The sequence below is a fragment of the Nitrospira sp. CR1.1 genome (assembly GCA_014055465.1).
Classification (GTDB): domain Bacteria; phylum Nitrospirota; class Nitrospiria; order Nitrospirales; family Nitrospiraceae; genus Nitrospira_A.
Map to the genome: position 1 here is coordinate 155,400 of WIAF01000001.1, position 15,092 is coordinate 170,491.

The 15,092-nt window shown below is 58.2% G+C and carries 15 protein-coding genes; 6 read left to right on the forward strand and 9 right to left on the reverse strand.

What is annotated here, in order from left to right; all coding sequences use genetic code 11:
- Nucleotides 1-17: 17 nt before the first annotated feature.
- The 5 genes from GDA65_00735 to GDA65_00755 all read right to left on the reverse strand — a co-directional run bounded on the left by GDA65_00735 (nt 18) and on the right by GDA65_00755 (nt 5,938).
- On the reverse strand, nt 18-797 hold the full coding sequence (locus GDA65_00735) for a TIGR00282 family metallophosphoesterase (GenBank protein MBA5861223.1): 780 nt from the start codon (nt 795-797) through the stop codon (nt 18-20).
- Nucleotides 798-807: 10 nt separating this feature from the next.
- Complete coding sequence (rny, locus tag GDA65_00740; GenBank protein ID MBA5861224.1) at nt 808-2,385, reverse strand: ribonuclease Y; 1,578 nt, start codon at nt 2,383-2,385, stop codon at nt 808-810.
- A gap of 568 nt (nt 2,386-2,953) precedes the next feature.
- A complete protein-coding gene (gene zapA, locus GDA65_00745) occupies nt 2,954-3,364 on the reverse strand; it encodes a cell division protein ZapA (GenBank protein MBA5861225.1) in 411 nt (136 codons plus the stop codon).
- Nucleotides 3,243-3,497, reverse strand: a complete 255-nt coding sequence (zapB, locus tag GDA65_00750) for a cell division protein ZapB (protein ID MBA5861226.1) — start codon at nt 3,495-3,497, stop codon at nt 3,243-3,245. Before zapB ends, zapA begins: the two co-directional genes overlap by 122 nt.
- Nucleotides 3,498-3,592: 95 nt before the next feature.
- Complete coding sequence (locus GDA65_00755; GenBank protein ID MBA5861227.1) at nt 3,593-5,938, reverse strand: transglycosylase SLT domain-containing protein; 2,346 nt, start codon at nt 5,936-5,938, stop codon at nt 3,593-3,595.
- On the opposite strand from GDA65_00755, the gene rlmN reads away from it, so the two are divergent.
- The 4 genes from rlmN to larE are packed head-to-tail and all read left to right on the forward strand — an operon-like array spanning nt 5,937 to nt 10,694.
- Nucleotides 5,937-7,025, forward strand: coding sequence for a 23S rRNA (adenine(2503)-C(2))-methyltransferase RlmN (rlmN, locus tag GDA65_00760; GenBank protein ID MBA5861228.1), 1,089 nt, complete (start codon nt 5,937-5,939; stop codon nt 7,023-7,025). The genes GDA65_00755 and rlmN overlap by 2 nt on opposite strands.
- Nucleotides 7,026-7,039: 14 nt before the next feature.
- Entirely contained in the window at nt 7,040-8,434 is a 1,395-nt protein-coding gene (locus GDA65_00765) for an insulinase family protein (protein ID MBA5861229.1), read from the forward strand.
- A gap of 11 nt (nt 8,435-8,445) precedes the next feature.
- A complete protein-coding gene (locus GDA65_00770; GenBank protein MBA5861230.1) occupies nt 8,446-9,819 on the forward strand; it encodes a hypothetical protein in 1,374 nt (457 codons plus the stop codon).
- Nucleotides 9,820-9,863: 44 nt separating this feature from the next.
- Nucleotides 9,864-10,694 (forward strand): ATP-dependent sacrificial sulfur transferase LarE, encoded by an 831-nt coding sequence (gene larE / locus GDA65_00775; protein ID MBA5861231.1) that lies wholly within the window; start codon nt 9,864-9,866, stop codon nt 10,692-10,694.
- On the opposite strand, the gene atpF is transcribed toward larE, so the two are convergent.
- The 4 genes from atpF to GDA65_00795 form a co-directional block, all read right to left on the reverse strand.
- Complete coding sequence (atpF, locus tag GDA65_00780) at nt 10,691-11,203, reverse strand: F0F1 ATP synthase subunit B (protein MBA5861232.1); 513 nt, start codon at nt 11,201-11,203, stop codon at nt 10,691-10,693. The genes larE and atpF overlap by 4 nt on opposite strands.
- A 66-nt stretch (nt 11,204-11,269) precedes the next feature.
- Nucleotides 11,270-11,500: an ATP synthase F0 subunit C gene (gene atpE, locus GDA65_00785; GenBank protein ID MBA5861233.1), complete on the reverse strand. Its 231-nt coding sequence runs from the start codon at nt 11,498-11,500 to the stop codon at nt 11,270-11,272.
- Between the two features lie 35 nt (nt 11,501-11,535).
- Nucleotides 11,536-12,285 (reverse strand): F0F1 ATP synthase subunit A, encoded by a 750-nt coding sequence (locus GDA65_00790; GenBank protein MBA5861234.1) that lies wholly within the window; start codon nt 12,283-12,285, stop codon nt 11,536-11,538.
- Between the two features lie 30 nt (nt 12,286-12,315).
- Nucleotides 12,316-12,600, reverse strand: a complete 285-nt coding sequence (locus GDA65_00795) for a hypothetical protein (protein MBA5861235.1) — start codon at nt 12,598-12,600, stop codon at nt 12,316-12,318.
- Nucleotides 12,601-12,692: 92 nt separating this feature from the next.
- Here GDA65_00795 and GDA65_00800 point away from each other — a divergent pair, with 92 nt between their 5' ends.
- Entirely contained in the window at nt 12,693-14,192 is a 1,500-nt protein-coding gene (locus GDA65_00800; GenBank protein MBA5861236.1) for a hypothetical protein, read from the forward strand.
- Nucleotides 14,192-15,076 (forward strand): branched-chain amino acid aminotransferase, encoded by an 885-nt coding sequence (locus tag GDA65_00805; protein MBA5861237.1) that lies wholly within the window; start codon nt 14,192-14,194, stop codon nt 15,074-15,076. Before GDA65_00800 ends, GDA65_00805 begins: the two co-directional genes overlap by 1 nt.
- Nucleotides 15,077-15,092 lie beyond the last annotated feature (16 nt).

Below are 15,092 nucleotides of genomic sequence, written 5' to 3' on the forward strand. Positions count from 1 at the left end.
ATGATTCCGGGAGCAGGTCAATCCATCACTCGGATGCGTTCGATCGACACCGCTTTGCCAAGCGTGGCATCCAGATCAACGAGGACCGCACAGAACACCGTTGGCCCCGACGCCACCTCAAACCGGCGCGGCATCCCCGTGAGAAACTTTTCGATGGCCAATTCTTTCTTGATGCCGATCACCGAATGCAATGGACCGGTCATGCCAATATCGGTGATGTAGGCCGTTCCCTTTGGCAAAATTTGCTCATCCGCCGTCTGCACGTGAGTATGGGTTCCCGCCACGACGGTGACCAACCCGTCCAGATAATGTCCCATCGCCATCTTTTCAGAAGATGCCTCGGCATGCATATCGACGACAATGGCCGACACCTGCGTCTTGAGCTGCTCGACCTCGCGTTTTGCAACCTGGAACGGACAATCGATCGTTGGCATAAATGCTCGACCCATGAGATGGAGAATGCCCAGCGACTCCCCGCCCGGCGTCGTAAAGATGTAGCTGCCCCGTCCGGGCACCCCCGCCGGATAGTTGGCAGGACGCAAGAGACGCGGTTCGCGGGGAAACACGTCCAGAATTTCCTTCTTATCCCACGCGTGGTTCCCCGTGGTGATGACCGACACCCCGAGGTCAAAGAGATCATCCACCAGATCAGGCGTGATGCCGAATCCGCCAGCCACATTTTCGCCGTTGCCGACCACGACGTCGATGGAGTGGTTGGCAATGAGTTTCGGCAGCAGGCGAGCCACGGACCGTCGTCCCGGCTCGCCCATGATGTCTCCAATCATCAGTACTTTCATGCCCGATCGCTCACTTCGCAAAATCGACGAACCGGCTTTCCCGGATCACCGTGACCTTGATTTGCCCTGGGTATGTCAACTCCTGCTCGATCTTCTTGGCCAGGTCCCGGGAAAGCTGAAAACATTCCGGATCCGTGAGATCTTCCTGCTTCACAATCACACGAATTTCCCGTCCGGCCTGAATGGCATAGGCTTTCTGTACGCCCTTGTGGACGGTCGCCAGCGACTCCAATTTCTCCAACCGCTTCACATACGATTCCAACGCTTCACGGCGAGCGCCGGGCCGCGCGGCCGACAGCGCTTCCGCCGCTGCGACCAATACCGTCTCCGGGCAAATAGGCTCGACCTGCTCATGATGCGCGGCAATAGCATTGACCACCTTGGCGTTTTCGCCGTATTTCTTGGCGATCTCCGCGCCCAGCATGGCATGCGGCCCCTCTTCCTCGTGACTCACCGCTTTGCCGATATCGTGCAGCAGGGCCCCGCGTTTCGCGAGTTTGACGTCCAACTTCAATTCTGACGCCATGATGCCGCAAATGTAGGCCGCTTCACGGGCATGGTACAGGTTGTTCTGGCCGTAACTGGTTCGATACTTGAGCCGCCCCAGCACCTTGACCAACTCGGGATGAAAATCCGATAACCCGACCTCGAAGATGACCTTTTCCGCCTCTTCGATCATCAGCTTCTCGATATCGACCTTCACTTTTTCGACGATTTCTTCAATACGGGTCGGATGAATCCGGCCATCGTGCATGAGCCGCTCAAGCGACACCTTGGCAATCTCACGGCGCAGCGGGTCGAAGCCTGAGATAATCACCGCCTCGGGCGTCTCATCGATAATGAGATCGATACCCGTGGCCGCCTCAATAGCGCGAATATTTCGCCCTTCACGGCCGATAATCCGGCCTTTCATGGCATCATTCGCAATCGGCACCACCGAAATCGTGGCCTCGTTCACATAATCACGGGTGACGCGCTGAATCGAAGAAGCAATGATCTCCCGCGCTTCACGGTCGGCGTTTTCTTTCGCCTCTTCGAGCAGGCGCTTCGCTAACCCGGCAGCTTCCAAGCGAGCCTGACTATCCATCTCCTGAATCAACTGACGCTTGGCTTCTTCTGCGGTGAGGCCGGCCACCCGCTCCAATGCCTCGCGATGCTGCTTGAGCGCCTGTGCGCAGGCCGCATCCTTCTGAGTCAGAACCTCTTCCCGCTTAAGGAGGTCCTGCTCCCGCTTGAGCGCCTCCTGATCCCGCTTCTCGAGCAGGCTGACTTTCCTGTCCAGCCCCTCTTCGCGCTGAGACACCCGCCGCTCCACATTGGTGACTTCAGCGAGCTTCGCTTTCTGCTCTTTTTCCAGCTCGATTCGTGCCTGGAACACGAGGTCCTTGGCTTCCAGCTTGGCTTCTTTTACAAGATTTTCCGCCTCGCGCTGAGCCGATTGTACGATCTGTGCTGACTGGTCCTCGGCCTCGGCCCGTCGTGTGATGGCCGACCGTCGGCGCAACACTTCGTACAGACCGGCCCCCAAGACCGCTCCAACTAACCCGATAACAATGTACGCAACAACGCTGAGAGAAATGGGAACCACCTCCCTTACGGCAGCGGGACAGACACACTGTCACCCTGCAAATAATCGCAGCCAGTGGCATAGGGGAGCAGGGAGTGAGGGCAAGGAATAGCTAGACAGGAAGGAACACTATCTGATTACTTGCTGACTACTTGAGCCAGTGAAACCGCCATGTGGAATCGCCGTCGCTACTTCAAGTAGAGGAGTGGTCGGCCTCGACCTGAATCATTTCTTCGGCCAGCTCGCACAGGAGCAGACCTCTGCCGCCGGGTTCGAATTGTTGCATATTCATGCCACGGCGAAAGCCCCCAAATTCTGGTGGGCCCCTGGTCCCCGACCATCAACGTTCGTTGATGACACACTTGTCGCATGGGCACGGAGGACCGAGCCTCCTGACTCATCCATACGATCACGACCACACTGAACAACAGAACAAAAACCAGCGATTCCATATGTTTAGAGCTCAAATACCGTCGTCAGATTTTCCGTCCTTAGTCGAAGCGTCCTTTCCTCTCCTGCTCTTGTTGACCCTCAGGTCAATACAACGAGGAAACGATAACAAAGGACTGCAGTGAAAGCAAGGCGAAACTCACCGCGAGAGGATGGACGGCATCTGCTGATCGATCGACTCCATGAGGGACGCCACGCGGCGGTCCGCGTCCGCTTCGCCCTGCCGGAACCGTCGCTCCAATTCCATCAACTCATGAGCAAGATTGAATGCGGCAAGGACCGCCAATTTGGCCGGAGTGGCAGACCGCATTCCGGCCGCCACCTGTTTCATTTGTTTATCAACAATGTCGGCCAATTGTTTCACGTAGGATTCGTCGGCCTCGCCATTCACGGCATACCGCTGGCCATAGATCTCCACGTCAATGGTTTTAGTCAAACGCCACCTCCTTGGATTCATCCAGGCACTCCAACAAATCAATTTCGCCGAGCACTTTTTCGATCCGGGATCGGATATCCAGGCGCTCCTGCTCCCAGCGTCGGTTTTCATCATCGCGCACGGCGACCCGTTCACGCGCCAGGCGAAGCTCGTCCTCCAGCGACGTGTTCTTCCGCTTGAGATCCTGCACCAGTTTCACGAGATCACGAATCCGAATTTCAAGAGCGTCGAGACGATCTAAAGTCATGGTAGGTCCTCATAGCAAAGTGATGGTCGCACATGGTGGTTAATGGGGGCGAAATATAGAAAGTTCATTCCCCCTTGTCAAGAAAACCGCTCCGGCTATGACGCACCGTGAAGTCGGCGATATTCTCCGTAACTGCGCAACACCCGTTTCACGTACAGACGGGTCTCCTGGTAGGGAATAAGTTCCACGAACTCGTCTTGATCACGCCCCCGATGCACCGCAATCCAATTATTCACGGCAATCGGCCCGGCATTATAGGCCGCCACTGCGTGGGCGAAGTTCCCGCCATACTGTTCGAGCAGTTGTCCCAAGTAGCGCACCCCGAGCCGGATATTTGTTTCCTGGTCAAACAATTCCTCTCGCCCGACCGCCGGAAACCCGTATCGTTGCGCGACCGCATTGGCTGTCCCCGGCATCAGCTGCATCAAACCGACGGCCCCCACCACTGAGACCGCCTTTTCATCGTATTGGCTTTCCTCGCGAATAATGGCGGCGGCCAGGTAGGGATCGACGGCGGTCACCCCCTGGGCCGCAATCGTCGGCACGAGGCCGGTGGGGTAGGCTACGGTCCATAAGGCCGGCGCCGTCGGCAAGCCGCTCTTCTCCAACTTCTCGCGAAAATGAACTTTCGCGACCCGCAAGGCAGGATGATAGGCCCCCACCTCGCTGAGCATCGTCGAAAAGGCCAGCAGCACATCCTGGTCCCGGCTGTACTGCTCCGTCAGCGCACCCAGTTCACGCGCCGCATCTTGCGCAAATCCCAGTACCTTCAACTCTATTCCGCGCCGGTAGACGGCGTGTTTTTCGATTTCCTGACGCCGGTTCTCCGGCAACCGTTCCGCTTCTTCGGCCGTGGAACGTTCAGCTGCTGCGACCACCGGCTGGTTTGTCGGCATTGCCGTTCGCCGCGCAGCCAGTTGACAGTAGTAGCTATAGGCGTGGCGCTGACAGAGTCGCACATACTGCTCGCCCACATGCTGGTTCTTTTCATGTTCTTCCGCCCGCGCCGCCCAATACATCGCCTGAGGCTCAAACCCATTGACGTGCAGCTCGACGACGGCACGAAAGGTTTCCGTGGCATCCTTGTACCTCGCGGTCCGGTATTGGGCCCATCCGGCCCGCCACAGCCCCTCAGCTCGTTGACTCGCTGAATCACCTAGTTTCGCGACCTGACGGAACATGCCGATCGCCTCATCGAACTTGCCCTGATCCTCTAACCACACCCCGGCAAACAAATGCACCATCGCTCGCTGGTCGCCGGCCAAGGGGCCCTGGGCTGCCGATCGCGCCAATTCAATGAGTTTGTCTCCAAGATTCTGCCGCAAATAAACCCGGGCCAGCCATACTGTGGCCTCCGCCGATTCCTGCACCCGATCGGCCACTAAGCCGCGAAACGTTTCGCGGGCCTGGTCATATTGTTTCAGGCGGACATAGGCAACACCTAATTTGAGGCGAGCCTCATATCGGCGGGCATGTCCGGGCGCCAACGAGAGGAAGCGGCGCAACTCTTCCACCGCCTCGGCTTGCATCGAGAGTCCAAGAAACGCCTGCGCTCGAATCAGAAAGTCGTCGGCAGTCGGCAACCAGGATTCTCCGCCTATCGCCCCATCCAATCGCGTTTTCGCTTCCCGAGCCTCCGCTGATTGCGGATAACGGAGCCAGAGCTGCTTGAACGCAGCGCGCGCCTCCGGCAGCCGGTTCTCGCGAATGTGACAGTCGGCCTGATGGGACAAGGCCATCGGAGCAGCCGGATCCTTCTCCGCAAGCGCCACGGCGCGCTCCAGCCAGTCCACCGCGCGGAAACACACATTTGCGCTATACCAGGCCTCTCCTGTGCGATAGGCAGCCTTCGCAATGAGGTTCGAATCCGGCACGCTCTTGGGAATTGTCTCCAGCAACTCGGCGGCTTGGATCGGCTCGTTTTGCTTCAACAACGACTCTGCGATCCAGAGGCGGAGATAATCGTCGATCACCGGCATCTCCGGCTGGGCCGCGCGAAGAAGTTTCGCCGCTTCCCCCGGGTCCCGTTCAATCAACAGAACCCCCAGGACAACCCGAGCCCGCTGAGCCCACGGGGTTGAAGGAAACAATTCCATCACGGATCGCAGCTGGTCGATTTTGAGCATTGTCGCCTGTTCGCGCTGATCCGGAGATCCGGAGCGATCATTGACGGAGAGGGCCGAACGAAAGCAATCTTCGGCGGAGACACAGAGTGGAGGGGCAACAGGCAACGGGCGAGGAGACTCAGCTGTCGCCGTCAAGAACACACTCGACAGAAGAAGCCACGCGGCAAGTGCCGCTACACTGGCCCGCCAAGGTAGTTCGCGCACAATCCCCCTGCGCAGAAGGTGAACCGGCACCATTATAACGTAACCACGCATAAACGCGATTAGGTTCGCGTTGCTTGTCACAAGTTTTTTCCCTGTGCTAGGCTCCGGCATGGTCTCGCACACTACGACTCGTCACAACCTGCTGGCTTTGACCGAAGCGGGCATGGTTGCATTCGTCGCGTCGCTGGGATGGCCGGCCTATCGCGCATCTCAAATCCTTCGCTGGCTGTATCAGGAACGCGTCCGCACCTTTGCCGAGATGAGTAACCTCTCGCAGAAAGACCGCGAGTATCTCACCTCCGCCTGCAGCATCGAACGAGCGACGGATGTTCACCTATTCGCCTCGCAGGACGGCACGAAGAAATTTGTGCTCACCCTGGCTGACGACAAGCAAGTCGAGTGCGTCCTCATTCCGGACGAAGACCGCCTCACGCTGTGCCTTTCCACGCAAGTGGGGTGTACGCTCGATTGCGGATTCTGCCTGACCGGCACATTGGGACTCACACGCAACTTGCGCGCCCATGAAATCCTGGACCAGGTCCTGCTGGCCCAAGACCATTTGGAGGCCGACCAACGATTGACGAACCTGGTCTTCATGGGAATGGGAGAGCCCCTGGCCAATCTCGACGCCGTGGCCGATGCCGTCGGTCGCCTCACCGATCAGACATGGGGGCTGGGGTTTTCAGGTCGCCGCATCACCGTTTCCACTGCGGGTCTCGCCTCGCGAATCAAAGATGTGGCCCCGTTGAAGGTCAACCTGGCCATTTCCTTAAATGCCACCACCGATGAACTCCGCCAGCAGATCATGCCCGCGGCCAACCGGCTCCATTCGCTCCAGGCCTTGCTGGCCGCCTGCCGCGACTATCCGCTGGCTGATCGCGATCGCCTCACCTTCGAATATGTTCTGCTCGCGGACGTGAATGATCGGCCGGAGGATGCAATCCGCTTGATCAAGCTGCTCCGCGGGCTTCGCTGCAAGGTCAACTTGATCGCCTTCAACCCTTTTCCAGGAAGCCCGTTTCGACGCCCGTCGGATGCCGCCATCGACATGTTTCAGAACACCTTGCGCCGGGGCCACCTTGATGCCTACCTCCGTCGGAGTCGCGGTCGCGACGTCCTCGGCGCCTGCGGCCAACTGGGCCGGATTGAGATGAGCCAGGCCCCGGTTGCCTTGACACAGATTCAGACCCGTTGTTAGCATGATCTTCGGACATGCCTAAGCCGAGCACATCCCACAGGCCATCGCCGCTCCGCCATTCAGTTCTCGCGTGTTCGCTTCTGAGCGCCCTCTTGTTTACGAGCCAGGGCTCTACCGCCCATGCCGTCGAGCCGAAGGAGTTCACCCTCTCCAACGACATGAAAGTCATCCTCGTGGAGGTCCCGAAGGCTCCCGTGGCCACCGTGCAGGTGTGGTACAAGGTCGGTTCGCGTAACGAGGTCATGGGCCGGGCGGGGTTATCGCACATGCTGGAACATATGATGTTCAAAGGCACCGCGAAATATCCCAAAGGGACCTTCTCCCGCCTCATCCGCAAAAACGGCGGTATGGACAATGCTTTCACCAGCCAGGACTTTACCGCGTACTTTGAAAACCTGGCGGCCGATCGCGTCACGCTGGCCCTTGAACTCGAAGCAGACCGGATGCAAGGGCTGATTCTTGATGCCAACGAATTGAAAACCGAACGGGAAGTCGTCAAGGAAGAACGGCGGCTTCGCAACGAAGACGACCCGCAAGGCGCATTGGTCGAGGCGCTGTTTGCACAGGCATTCATGAGCCATCCCTACCACTGGCCGGTCATCGGTTGGTTCTCCGACCTCGACGCCATGAGCCTCGACGATCTCCAGCGCCACTATGACACGTACTATTCACCGAATAACGCGACCCTGCTCGTCGTCGGCGACATCAAGGCGGACACGCTCCTGCCGGTCATCGCCAGACTGTTCGAACCGATTCCCAAAGGTCCTTCGCCCAAAGCCCTGGCCGTCACCGAAGGCCCGCAACACGGCGAACGCCGTTTTCTTTTGAAACGCGAAGCACAGGTGCCCTTCGTCATGATGGGCTACCGCGTTCCCAATTATTCCAGCGACGATTCCTATGCGTTGAACGTGCTCGAATCGATTTTGTCCCACGGCAAAAGCGCGCGTCTCTATCAAAGTCTGGTCTATGAGCAGAAGACCGCCCTGGCGGTGGGCGCCGATTACGGATTGATGCAGGCTGACCCGGGCTTATTTTATTTTTATGCGGTGGTGAAACCGGGAGAAAAAATCGAAGCCGTCGAGGAAGCCGTGCTGAAAGAGATTCAGCGCCTCCAGGCGGAACCACCCAGTGAACTCGAGCTCCAACGCGCAAAAAATCAAATCGAAGCCGCTCACATTTTCGAACAGGATTCCAACTTTCGCCAGGCCATGCTACTGGGGGAAGCTGAAACCATCGGAGCTGGATGGCGAAAAGTCAGCCAGTTCGTAGAACGTACCCGCGCCGTCACGGCACAGGACGTCCAGCGAGTCGCCTCGCGCTATCTGACCGCCGATCTGCGCACCACCGGGACATTGATGCCCCTTCCCCCGCAACCCCAATCAGCTTCACCGGCCCAACCGCACCAGTGAGGCACATACAGATGGCACGACAACCGGCTCCACTCTCATCTCGAAGCCAGCAGCCACTAGGCCGGATTTTCCTCGGGCTTCTTGTTCTGGCCCTCTGCCTGCCCGGCGATCAAGGACAGGCCGCCGACATTGTTCCAACCCGTTCCGTGACTGCGAACGGCATGACCGTGCTGTTCCTCGAGCAACACTTTCTACCAACCGTGGAAATCCACGCCCTGGTCAAGGTGGGATCGGCGCAAGATCCGCCGGACAAAGCCGGCTTGGCGAATCTTACCGCCAGCCTTCTCGATGAAGGGACTCAGACAAGAACGTCCCGACAGATCGCCGAACAGATCGATTTCGTGGGAGGGTCGCTCGGGGCGCATGCCGCAGAAGATTTCACCACCGCGTCAGCGCGCGTGCTGAAGAAAGACGCAGACCTCGGCTTTGCCCTCCTCGCCGATGTCTTGCAGCATCCCGCGTTCCATAAGCAGGAATTCGAACGGGTCCGCACCCAAATTCTCGGTGAAATCGTCAGCGATGACGACGACCCCGGCAACGTGGCGATGAAGGCCTTTCACCAATTGATTTTTCACGGCCATCCCTATAGTTGGCCGGCCCATGGCGCGGAGGACACCCTCAATAAAATCACGGTGGCCGATGTCCAACAGTTCCATGCCCGGGAATATCTGCCGAATCAGACGATTCTGGTGATTGTCGGAGACTTGACGCAAGAGCAGGCAGCCACATTGGTTCAGACACACTTTGGCTCTTGGAAGAAAGGCACGCCTTCGCCCTACCAGCTCAAAAAGCCGGCGCCGATCGATCGTAAAATGGTGCAGCTGATTGAAAAAGATCTCACGCAATCGACCATTATCCTGGGACATACCGGCATCAGCCGGACCAATCCAGATTATTATGCCGTCACGGTCATGAATTACATTTTAGGGGCCGGCGGGTTCTCCTCCCGCCTGATGGACTCCATCCGGGATAAACAAGGGCTTGCTTACGGCATCATGAGCCAATTCGATTCCCGCTTGCTGCCGGGGGCCTTCTTCATCAGCTTACAGACGAGGACCGAGGTCACGAATCAAGCCATCACGGGAGTCCTGGCAGAGGTCAAAGGAATCCGCGATGCCCCGGTGACAGATCAAGAGCTCAATGAAGCGAAGTCTTTTATCGTCGGAAGCTTCCCGCTGCGCGTCGATTCAAGCGCCAAGCTCGCCAACGTCCTCGCGCAGGTGGAATTTTATAATCTGGGATTGGACTATTTTACGAACTACCCGAAAGCGATCGAAAAGGTCACGAAGGACGATGTCCTCCGGGTAGCCAAGCAGTATCTTGACCCGCAACATTACGCCTTAGTCGTCGTCGGATCGATTGCAAAGGCCAAAGTAAAGCAGTAGCCTGCTTCCCCGACCAGGCGACTGCGCAATTCCCCGGAATCCTCATGGTTTCCACCACGCCACCCACCGAGAAAGTCTCCCGCGCAAGGCAGCTCCTGCGAGAGATGGGCTCAGTCATCGTGGCGTTCTCCGGAGGCATCGACAGCACGTTGGTCCTCAAACTGGCCCATGATGCATTGGGTGCGCAGGCCATCGGCGTCACCGCTGTCTCCCCCACACTCCCTGCTTCTGAACTGGAAGGGACGCAGCAGATTGCCGCAGAAATCGGCGCCGCTCATCGTATCGTCGAAACGGATCAACTGCAGATTCCCGAGTTTGTCCGCAATGATGCCACCCGCTGCTATCATTGCAAGACCGACCTCTATTCGCTGTTAGGCAGGCTCAGACATGAATACACAACGATGTGTATCGTAGATGGCACCAACGTCGACGATCTGGGAGACGATCGCCCCGGCCTGAAGGCCGCCCGCGAGTGGGGTGTGCGCAGCCCATTGCTGGAAGCCGGATTCACGAAGGCCGACATCCGCGAAGCCGCCCGTGAGCTAGGACTCTCCAACTGGGATAAACCGGCCGCTGCCTGCCTCTCCTCGCGCGTACCGCGAGGAATCACCATCACCCGAAGCACACTTTCGCGCGTAGAGCATGCGGAAGCCGCGTTGATCCAGGAAGGCTTCCGCCACTGCCGCGTGCGAGACTACGGCGAACTGGCAAGGATTGAGTTAGCAGTGGAAGACCTGCCGAAATTACTGGAAACCGGTTGCCGCGAACGGCTTGTCGAGAGCCTGAAACAGGTAGGGTATCGTTTCGTGACGGTGGACTTGGAAGGATATCGCCAGGGAGGCGTAAGTTTCACCCCCCCGGCGGCAGAACACTAGTTCCGGCTCTGGTAGGTCTTCGCGAGCGCGTCAAGGGCTTCGTCCGCCAGACGACGATGATCGCCATCCGTCAAGGCCCGCCCGACAACTTTCTCCGCGACCATCATCGCTAAATCTGTCGTTTGTGAGCGGATGTCCTGAATAGCCTTGCGGCGTTCAGCCTCGATCTCGCGAGTCGCGTCGCCCTTGATTCGCTCCGCATCCGCCGTCATACGCTGCTCGTTCTCTTCCATCAACCGCGCCGCGCGCTCTTTGGCCTGCGCCAACAAGGCATCCGCGTCTTTGGCCGCCGTCGCCAGCTTGGCTTCGTATTCCTTGAGCTTGCGCTCAGCCTCTGAACGGTGGCGTTCGGCTTGATCGAGACTGTCCTTGATCTTTTTCTCACGCTCTTCCAGCATGGCCAGCAAGCTCGGGAACGCATACTTGTAGAGCAGAAAGAAGAGAATGCCGAAGGAGAGAATCTCCCAGAAGATCAACGACGAAAAGAAATGCGATTCAAATTGAGGCATAGTCTGTTACCCAAATGAGTTGAGGGTTCTGAGCCGGGCATGCCGCCAGGTTCGACCGTCTATGCGCTACTTGCGCAAGCCCATGATGATGAACGCAATGACCAACCCGTACAAGGCGATGGCTTCGACCAACGCGAAACCAATCCACATGTACTTCCCGACGCGGCCTTCCGCTTCCGGCTGGCGAGCCACGGCCTCAATCATTTTTCCGAAGATGTACCCGATTCCCACGCCGGCTCCGGCAAAACCTGCCGCCGCCAACCCCATGCCGACCAACGCTGCTGCTGCTGCATCCATTGTGTGTCCTCTCCTCCGTTTATAGACCACTCGACCTAATGTGCGTGCTCGCTATGACCGTGCAAAGTCACGGCATCCCCTAAATAGACACAGCTCAGCACGGTGAAGATATAGGCTTGAATAAACGCAATGCCGACTTCGAGGCCATTCATCGCAATCGTGAAGGCAAACGGCAACCATCCAATCAGCAATCCACCACTGATAGCCAATCCGAACAGCACGCCTAAAATCACGTGGCCGGCCGTCATATTTGCGAACAACCGCACCGCCAGTGAAATGGGCCGCGCCAGTTGGCTGATCAGCTCAATCGGAATCATGAGCGGCAGCAACCAACCCGGCGTTCCCGGCGGCACGAGAATACCGAGGAATTTCATGCCATGCAGCGAAAATCCCAGGACCAGGCTCAGCCCGTAAATCCCCACTGCAAACACCGCGGTGACGATAATCTGGCTGGTGACGGTATAGGACCCTGGAATCAATCCGAGCAAATTCGCGAAGAGAATAAAGAGGAACAGCGTGGCAATCAGGGGGAAATATTTCATGCCCGCCTCACCCATGGTGTCCAGAATAATCCCGCGAATGAACTCGACGATCAATTCGGCCATGTTCTGCAATTTGCCGGGAACCAACTTACGGGCAGCGGCGGCAGAGATCATCAGGAAGGCCACCAGACCGACCACCACCCACATGAGGATGACCGCTTTGTTGATGGAGATATCGATACCGGCGGGCACGAGCGGAATCAGATCGTGCAATTCGAATGCATGTAGCGGACTTTCTTCCACAATGATCCTTTTTGCGTCAGACGATTCAGGTTAACTCTGCCATCGTTGGGCCGATCGATAGGCATTCCGGATACCGGCGGCGGCCCCCAATCCTAAGCCTGCGACCAGTCCCCAGGGATTGGAATCCAGCAGATAGGTGTCGATGACCCAGCCCAATCCTCCGCCGACAATCAACGCAGCGAGCAGTTCCGTCCCAATCCGGACAGCCTGCCCGAGCCCCGCATATAACGGATCCTGAGAGGGGGGCATCACGTGCTCACGCGCGGCACTCCTCAGCGCAGTCGGAGAGAGTGCACCCATCGGCGGGCGCGCCATTCAAGCAAATTCGCTGGGGGCTTGTCAAGAAGTTGGCCTGCTATGACCAGGCCTCATGATGCGGTATAGTCTTTTCCTGGGCACAACCCTCCATGAATGACACATCGATGACCGAATTATCGCATCACACATTTCTCAGCGGGCCCCCGCAGCCCCTTGTCGTAGTTCGCCCCCACCCGAAAGCCGATGTCTTCGAGCTCTATCAACGCCTGGCCCTCACAGACTTCCCCTCCTTTCTTCTGGAGAGCGGGAACGGCACCAATGCGACCGCGCGCTATTCGTTCTTCGGCAGCCATCCTTATCTGACCTTGACCGGCCGTGCCCAAGACTATCAATGGAACACCGGGGAGCAGGTGAATACCTGTCATGGCTCTGTGTTCGATGCCTTCCAGCAGGCCTTTGCGGATTCGACGATTCCCCTGCCAGCCGGCCTGCCACCGTTTTTTGGGGGCGCGGTCGGGTACCTCAGCTATGATCTCGCCCGATCATTCGAATCGCTGCCCACCCTGGCCGCTGACGATCTCGGCCATCCAGATCTGCATATGGCCTTCTTCGATCTCGTAGCCTCGGTGGATCACCATACGAATCAGCTCTTTCTAATGTACTGTCCTCCTTTGTCACGATTTCGTGCGGAACCCCGAGAAAAACTGTTTCGCGAAGGCTGCGACCGGCTGGCCGAACTGGAGGCGCGCCTGACGAGCTCACTCCCCCCTCGATCTGCCCTGACCAGGCCCGCACCAACCAGCTTTGTACCCAGCCAATCGCGGGATGCCTATACGGCTCGCGTCCGCCGATGTCAGGAGTACATCGCTGCCGGCGACATCTATCAGGCCAATCTTTCTCATCGCTTCACTCTCGATCTCGACGCTGCCTGGTCGGCCTCGGAGCTGGATCAATATGCCAGGGATCTCTACGGACGCCTTCGCCGCGTGAACCCGTCTCCCTTTGCAGGGCTCGTGCGATTCCCCGAGCTCAGCCTCGTCAGCAGCTCTCCCGAACGACTCGTGCGATTAACCGGTTCACGGGCCGATACGAGACCTATTGCCGGCACCAGGCCCCGGGGAGAGGGGCAGCCGCAAGACCTCACACTGCGGGCCGAGCTTTTGGCGAGCCCCAAGGAACGAGCGGAACATGTCATGCTGGTCGATCTGGAACGGAACGATCTCGGAAAGGTCTGCCGGTACGGCTCCGTCCGGGTGGACGAATTCATGACCATCGAGCAGTACTCCCATGTCAGCCATTTGGTATCAGAGGTAGTTGGAGCGCTACGACCGGGCACTTCGCCCTTCGACCTCGTCCAGGCTGTCTTTCCGGGCGGAACGATCACCGGCGTGCCCAAACTCCGCTGCATGGAGATCATCGAGGAGCTGGAACCGGTGCGCCGCGGCCTCTATACCGGAGCGCTGGGCTACTTCAGCTGGAGCGGGGACTTGGACCTGAACATCCTCATTCGGACACTGATCCTGACAAAAAACAGAGGCTACTTGCAGGTCGGCGCCGGCATTGTGGCCGATTCGGATCCCGATCGCGAATACGACGAAACGCTCGCCAAGGCGGGCGCCTTTTTTACCATCCTGGAGGCTGACCGCTGATGTGGGTGTTTCTCAATGATCGATTCGTGCCCAAAGAAGAAGCCGTCGTCTCGGTGTTTGATCATGGATTTCTCTATGGCGACGGAGTCTACGAAACCCTTCGCTCCTACGGCCCTCGCATTTTCATGCGCGACCAACATCTGGCCCGGCTCCGGCGCTCGGCGGAGGCCATCGGACTCACGATCCCCATTCCAGACGCGCAGTGGCCGGATCTGCTCCATGAGGCCATGCGCCGCAATGCAGTCGGTAACGATCGCGTCGATGCCTATCTCCGCGTGACGATCTCACGCGGCGAAGGAGAGATCGGCTTGGATCCCGCGCTCTGTCCGCGTCCAACAGTGGTCATTCTGGCGAAGGCGCTCCATCCGCCATCGGCACAGCTTTTGCGCGACGGAGTTTCGTTGACCGTCGCACAGACCAGACGGAATCTTCCGGCCGCCTTGTCCCCGCAGATCAAATCCACGAATTTCCTCAATAACATTCTGGCCAAACGCGAATCCATCGCGGCCGGCACCTTCGACAGCCTGCTTCTCAATTGGAGAGATGAACTGACTGAATGCACCATCAGTAATCTCTTTTTCATCTCGAACGGCGCCGTGCATACCCCTGCCATGGACTGCGGTATTTTAGACGGCATCACGAGGGCGATTGTCATGATGCTGGCCGAGGAGGAAGGTCTGCCCGTCAAGGAAGGACACTACCACCTGGCAGACCTGAGCCAGGCCACTGAATGCTTTCTGACGAATACCAGCATGGAAGTCATGCCGGTTTCATGGGTCGACGCCTTTCCTATCAGTGACGGCCGACCCGGCCCCCTCACCGGACGGATTCAGGCGCGATTCGCCGCCAGTCGCCACAGATTCCTCGAACCGCTCCCCGCCTGACATTCCGCAATATTTC

Coding starts and splice junctions, on each gene's coding strand:
- GDA65_00735 (MBA5861223.1), bottom strand. CDS start 797: ATGAAAGTACTGATGATTGGAGACATCATGGGCGAGCCGGGACGACGG.
- zapA (MBA5861225.1), bottom strand. CDS start 3,364: ATGATGAAAACCGACGCTGGGAGCAGGAGCGCCTGGATATCCGATCCC.
- zapB (MBA5861226.1), bottom strand. CDS start 3,497: ATGACTTTAGATCGTCTCGACGCTCTTGAAATTCGGATTCGTGATCTC.
- rlmN (MBA5861228.1), top strand. CDS start 5,937: ATGGTCTCGCACACTACGACTCGTCACAACCTGCTGGCTTTGACCGAA.
- GDA65_00755 (MBA5861227.1), bottom strand. CDS start 5,938: ATGCCGGAGCCTAGCACAGGGAAAAAACTTGTGACAAGCAACGCGAAC.
- GDA65_00765 (MBA5861229.1), top strand. CDS start 7,040: ATGCCTAAGCCGAGCACATCCCACAGGCCATCGCCGCTCCGCCATTCA.
- GDA65_00770 (MBA5861230.1), top strand. CDS start 8,446: ATGGCACGACAACCGGCTCCACTCTCATCTCGAAGCCAGCAGCCACTA.
- larE (MBA5861231.1), top strand. CDS start 9,864: ATGGTTTCCACCACGCCACCCACCGAGAAAGTCTCCCGCGCAAGGCAG.
- atpF (MBA5861232.1), bottom strand. CDS start 11,203: ATGCCTCAATTTGAATCGCATTTCTTTTCGTCGTTGATCTTCTGGGAG.
- atpE (MBA5861233.1), bottom strand. CDS start 11,500: ATGGATGCAGCAGCAGCAGCGTTGGTCGGCATGGGGTTGGCGGCGGCA.
- GDA65_00795 (MBA5861235.1), bottom strand. CDS start 12,600: ATGGCGCGCCCGCCGATGGGTGCACTCTCTCCGACTGCGCTGAGGAGT.
- GDA65_00800 (MBA5861236.1), top strand. CDS start 12,693: ATGAATGACACATCGATGACCGAATTATCGCATCACACATTTCTCAGC.
- GDA65_00805 (MBA5861237.1), top strand. CDS start 14,192: ATGTGGGTGTTTCTCAATGATCGATTCGTGCCCAAAGAAGAAGCCGTC.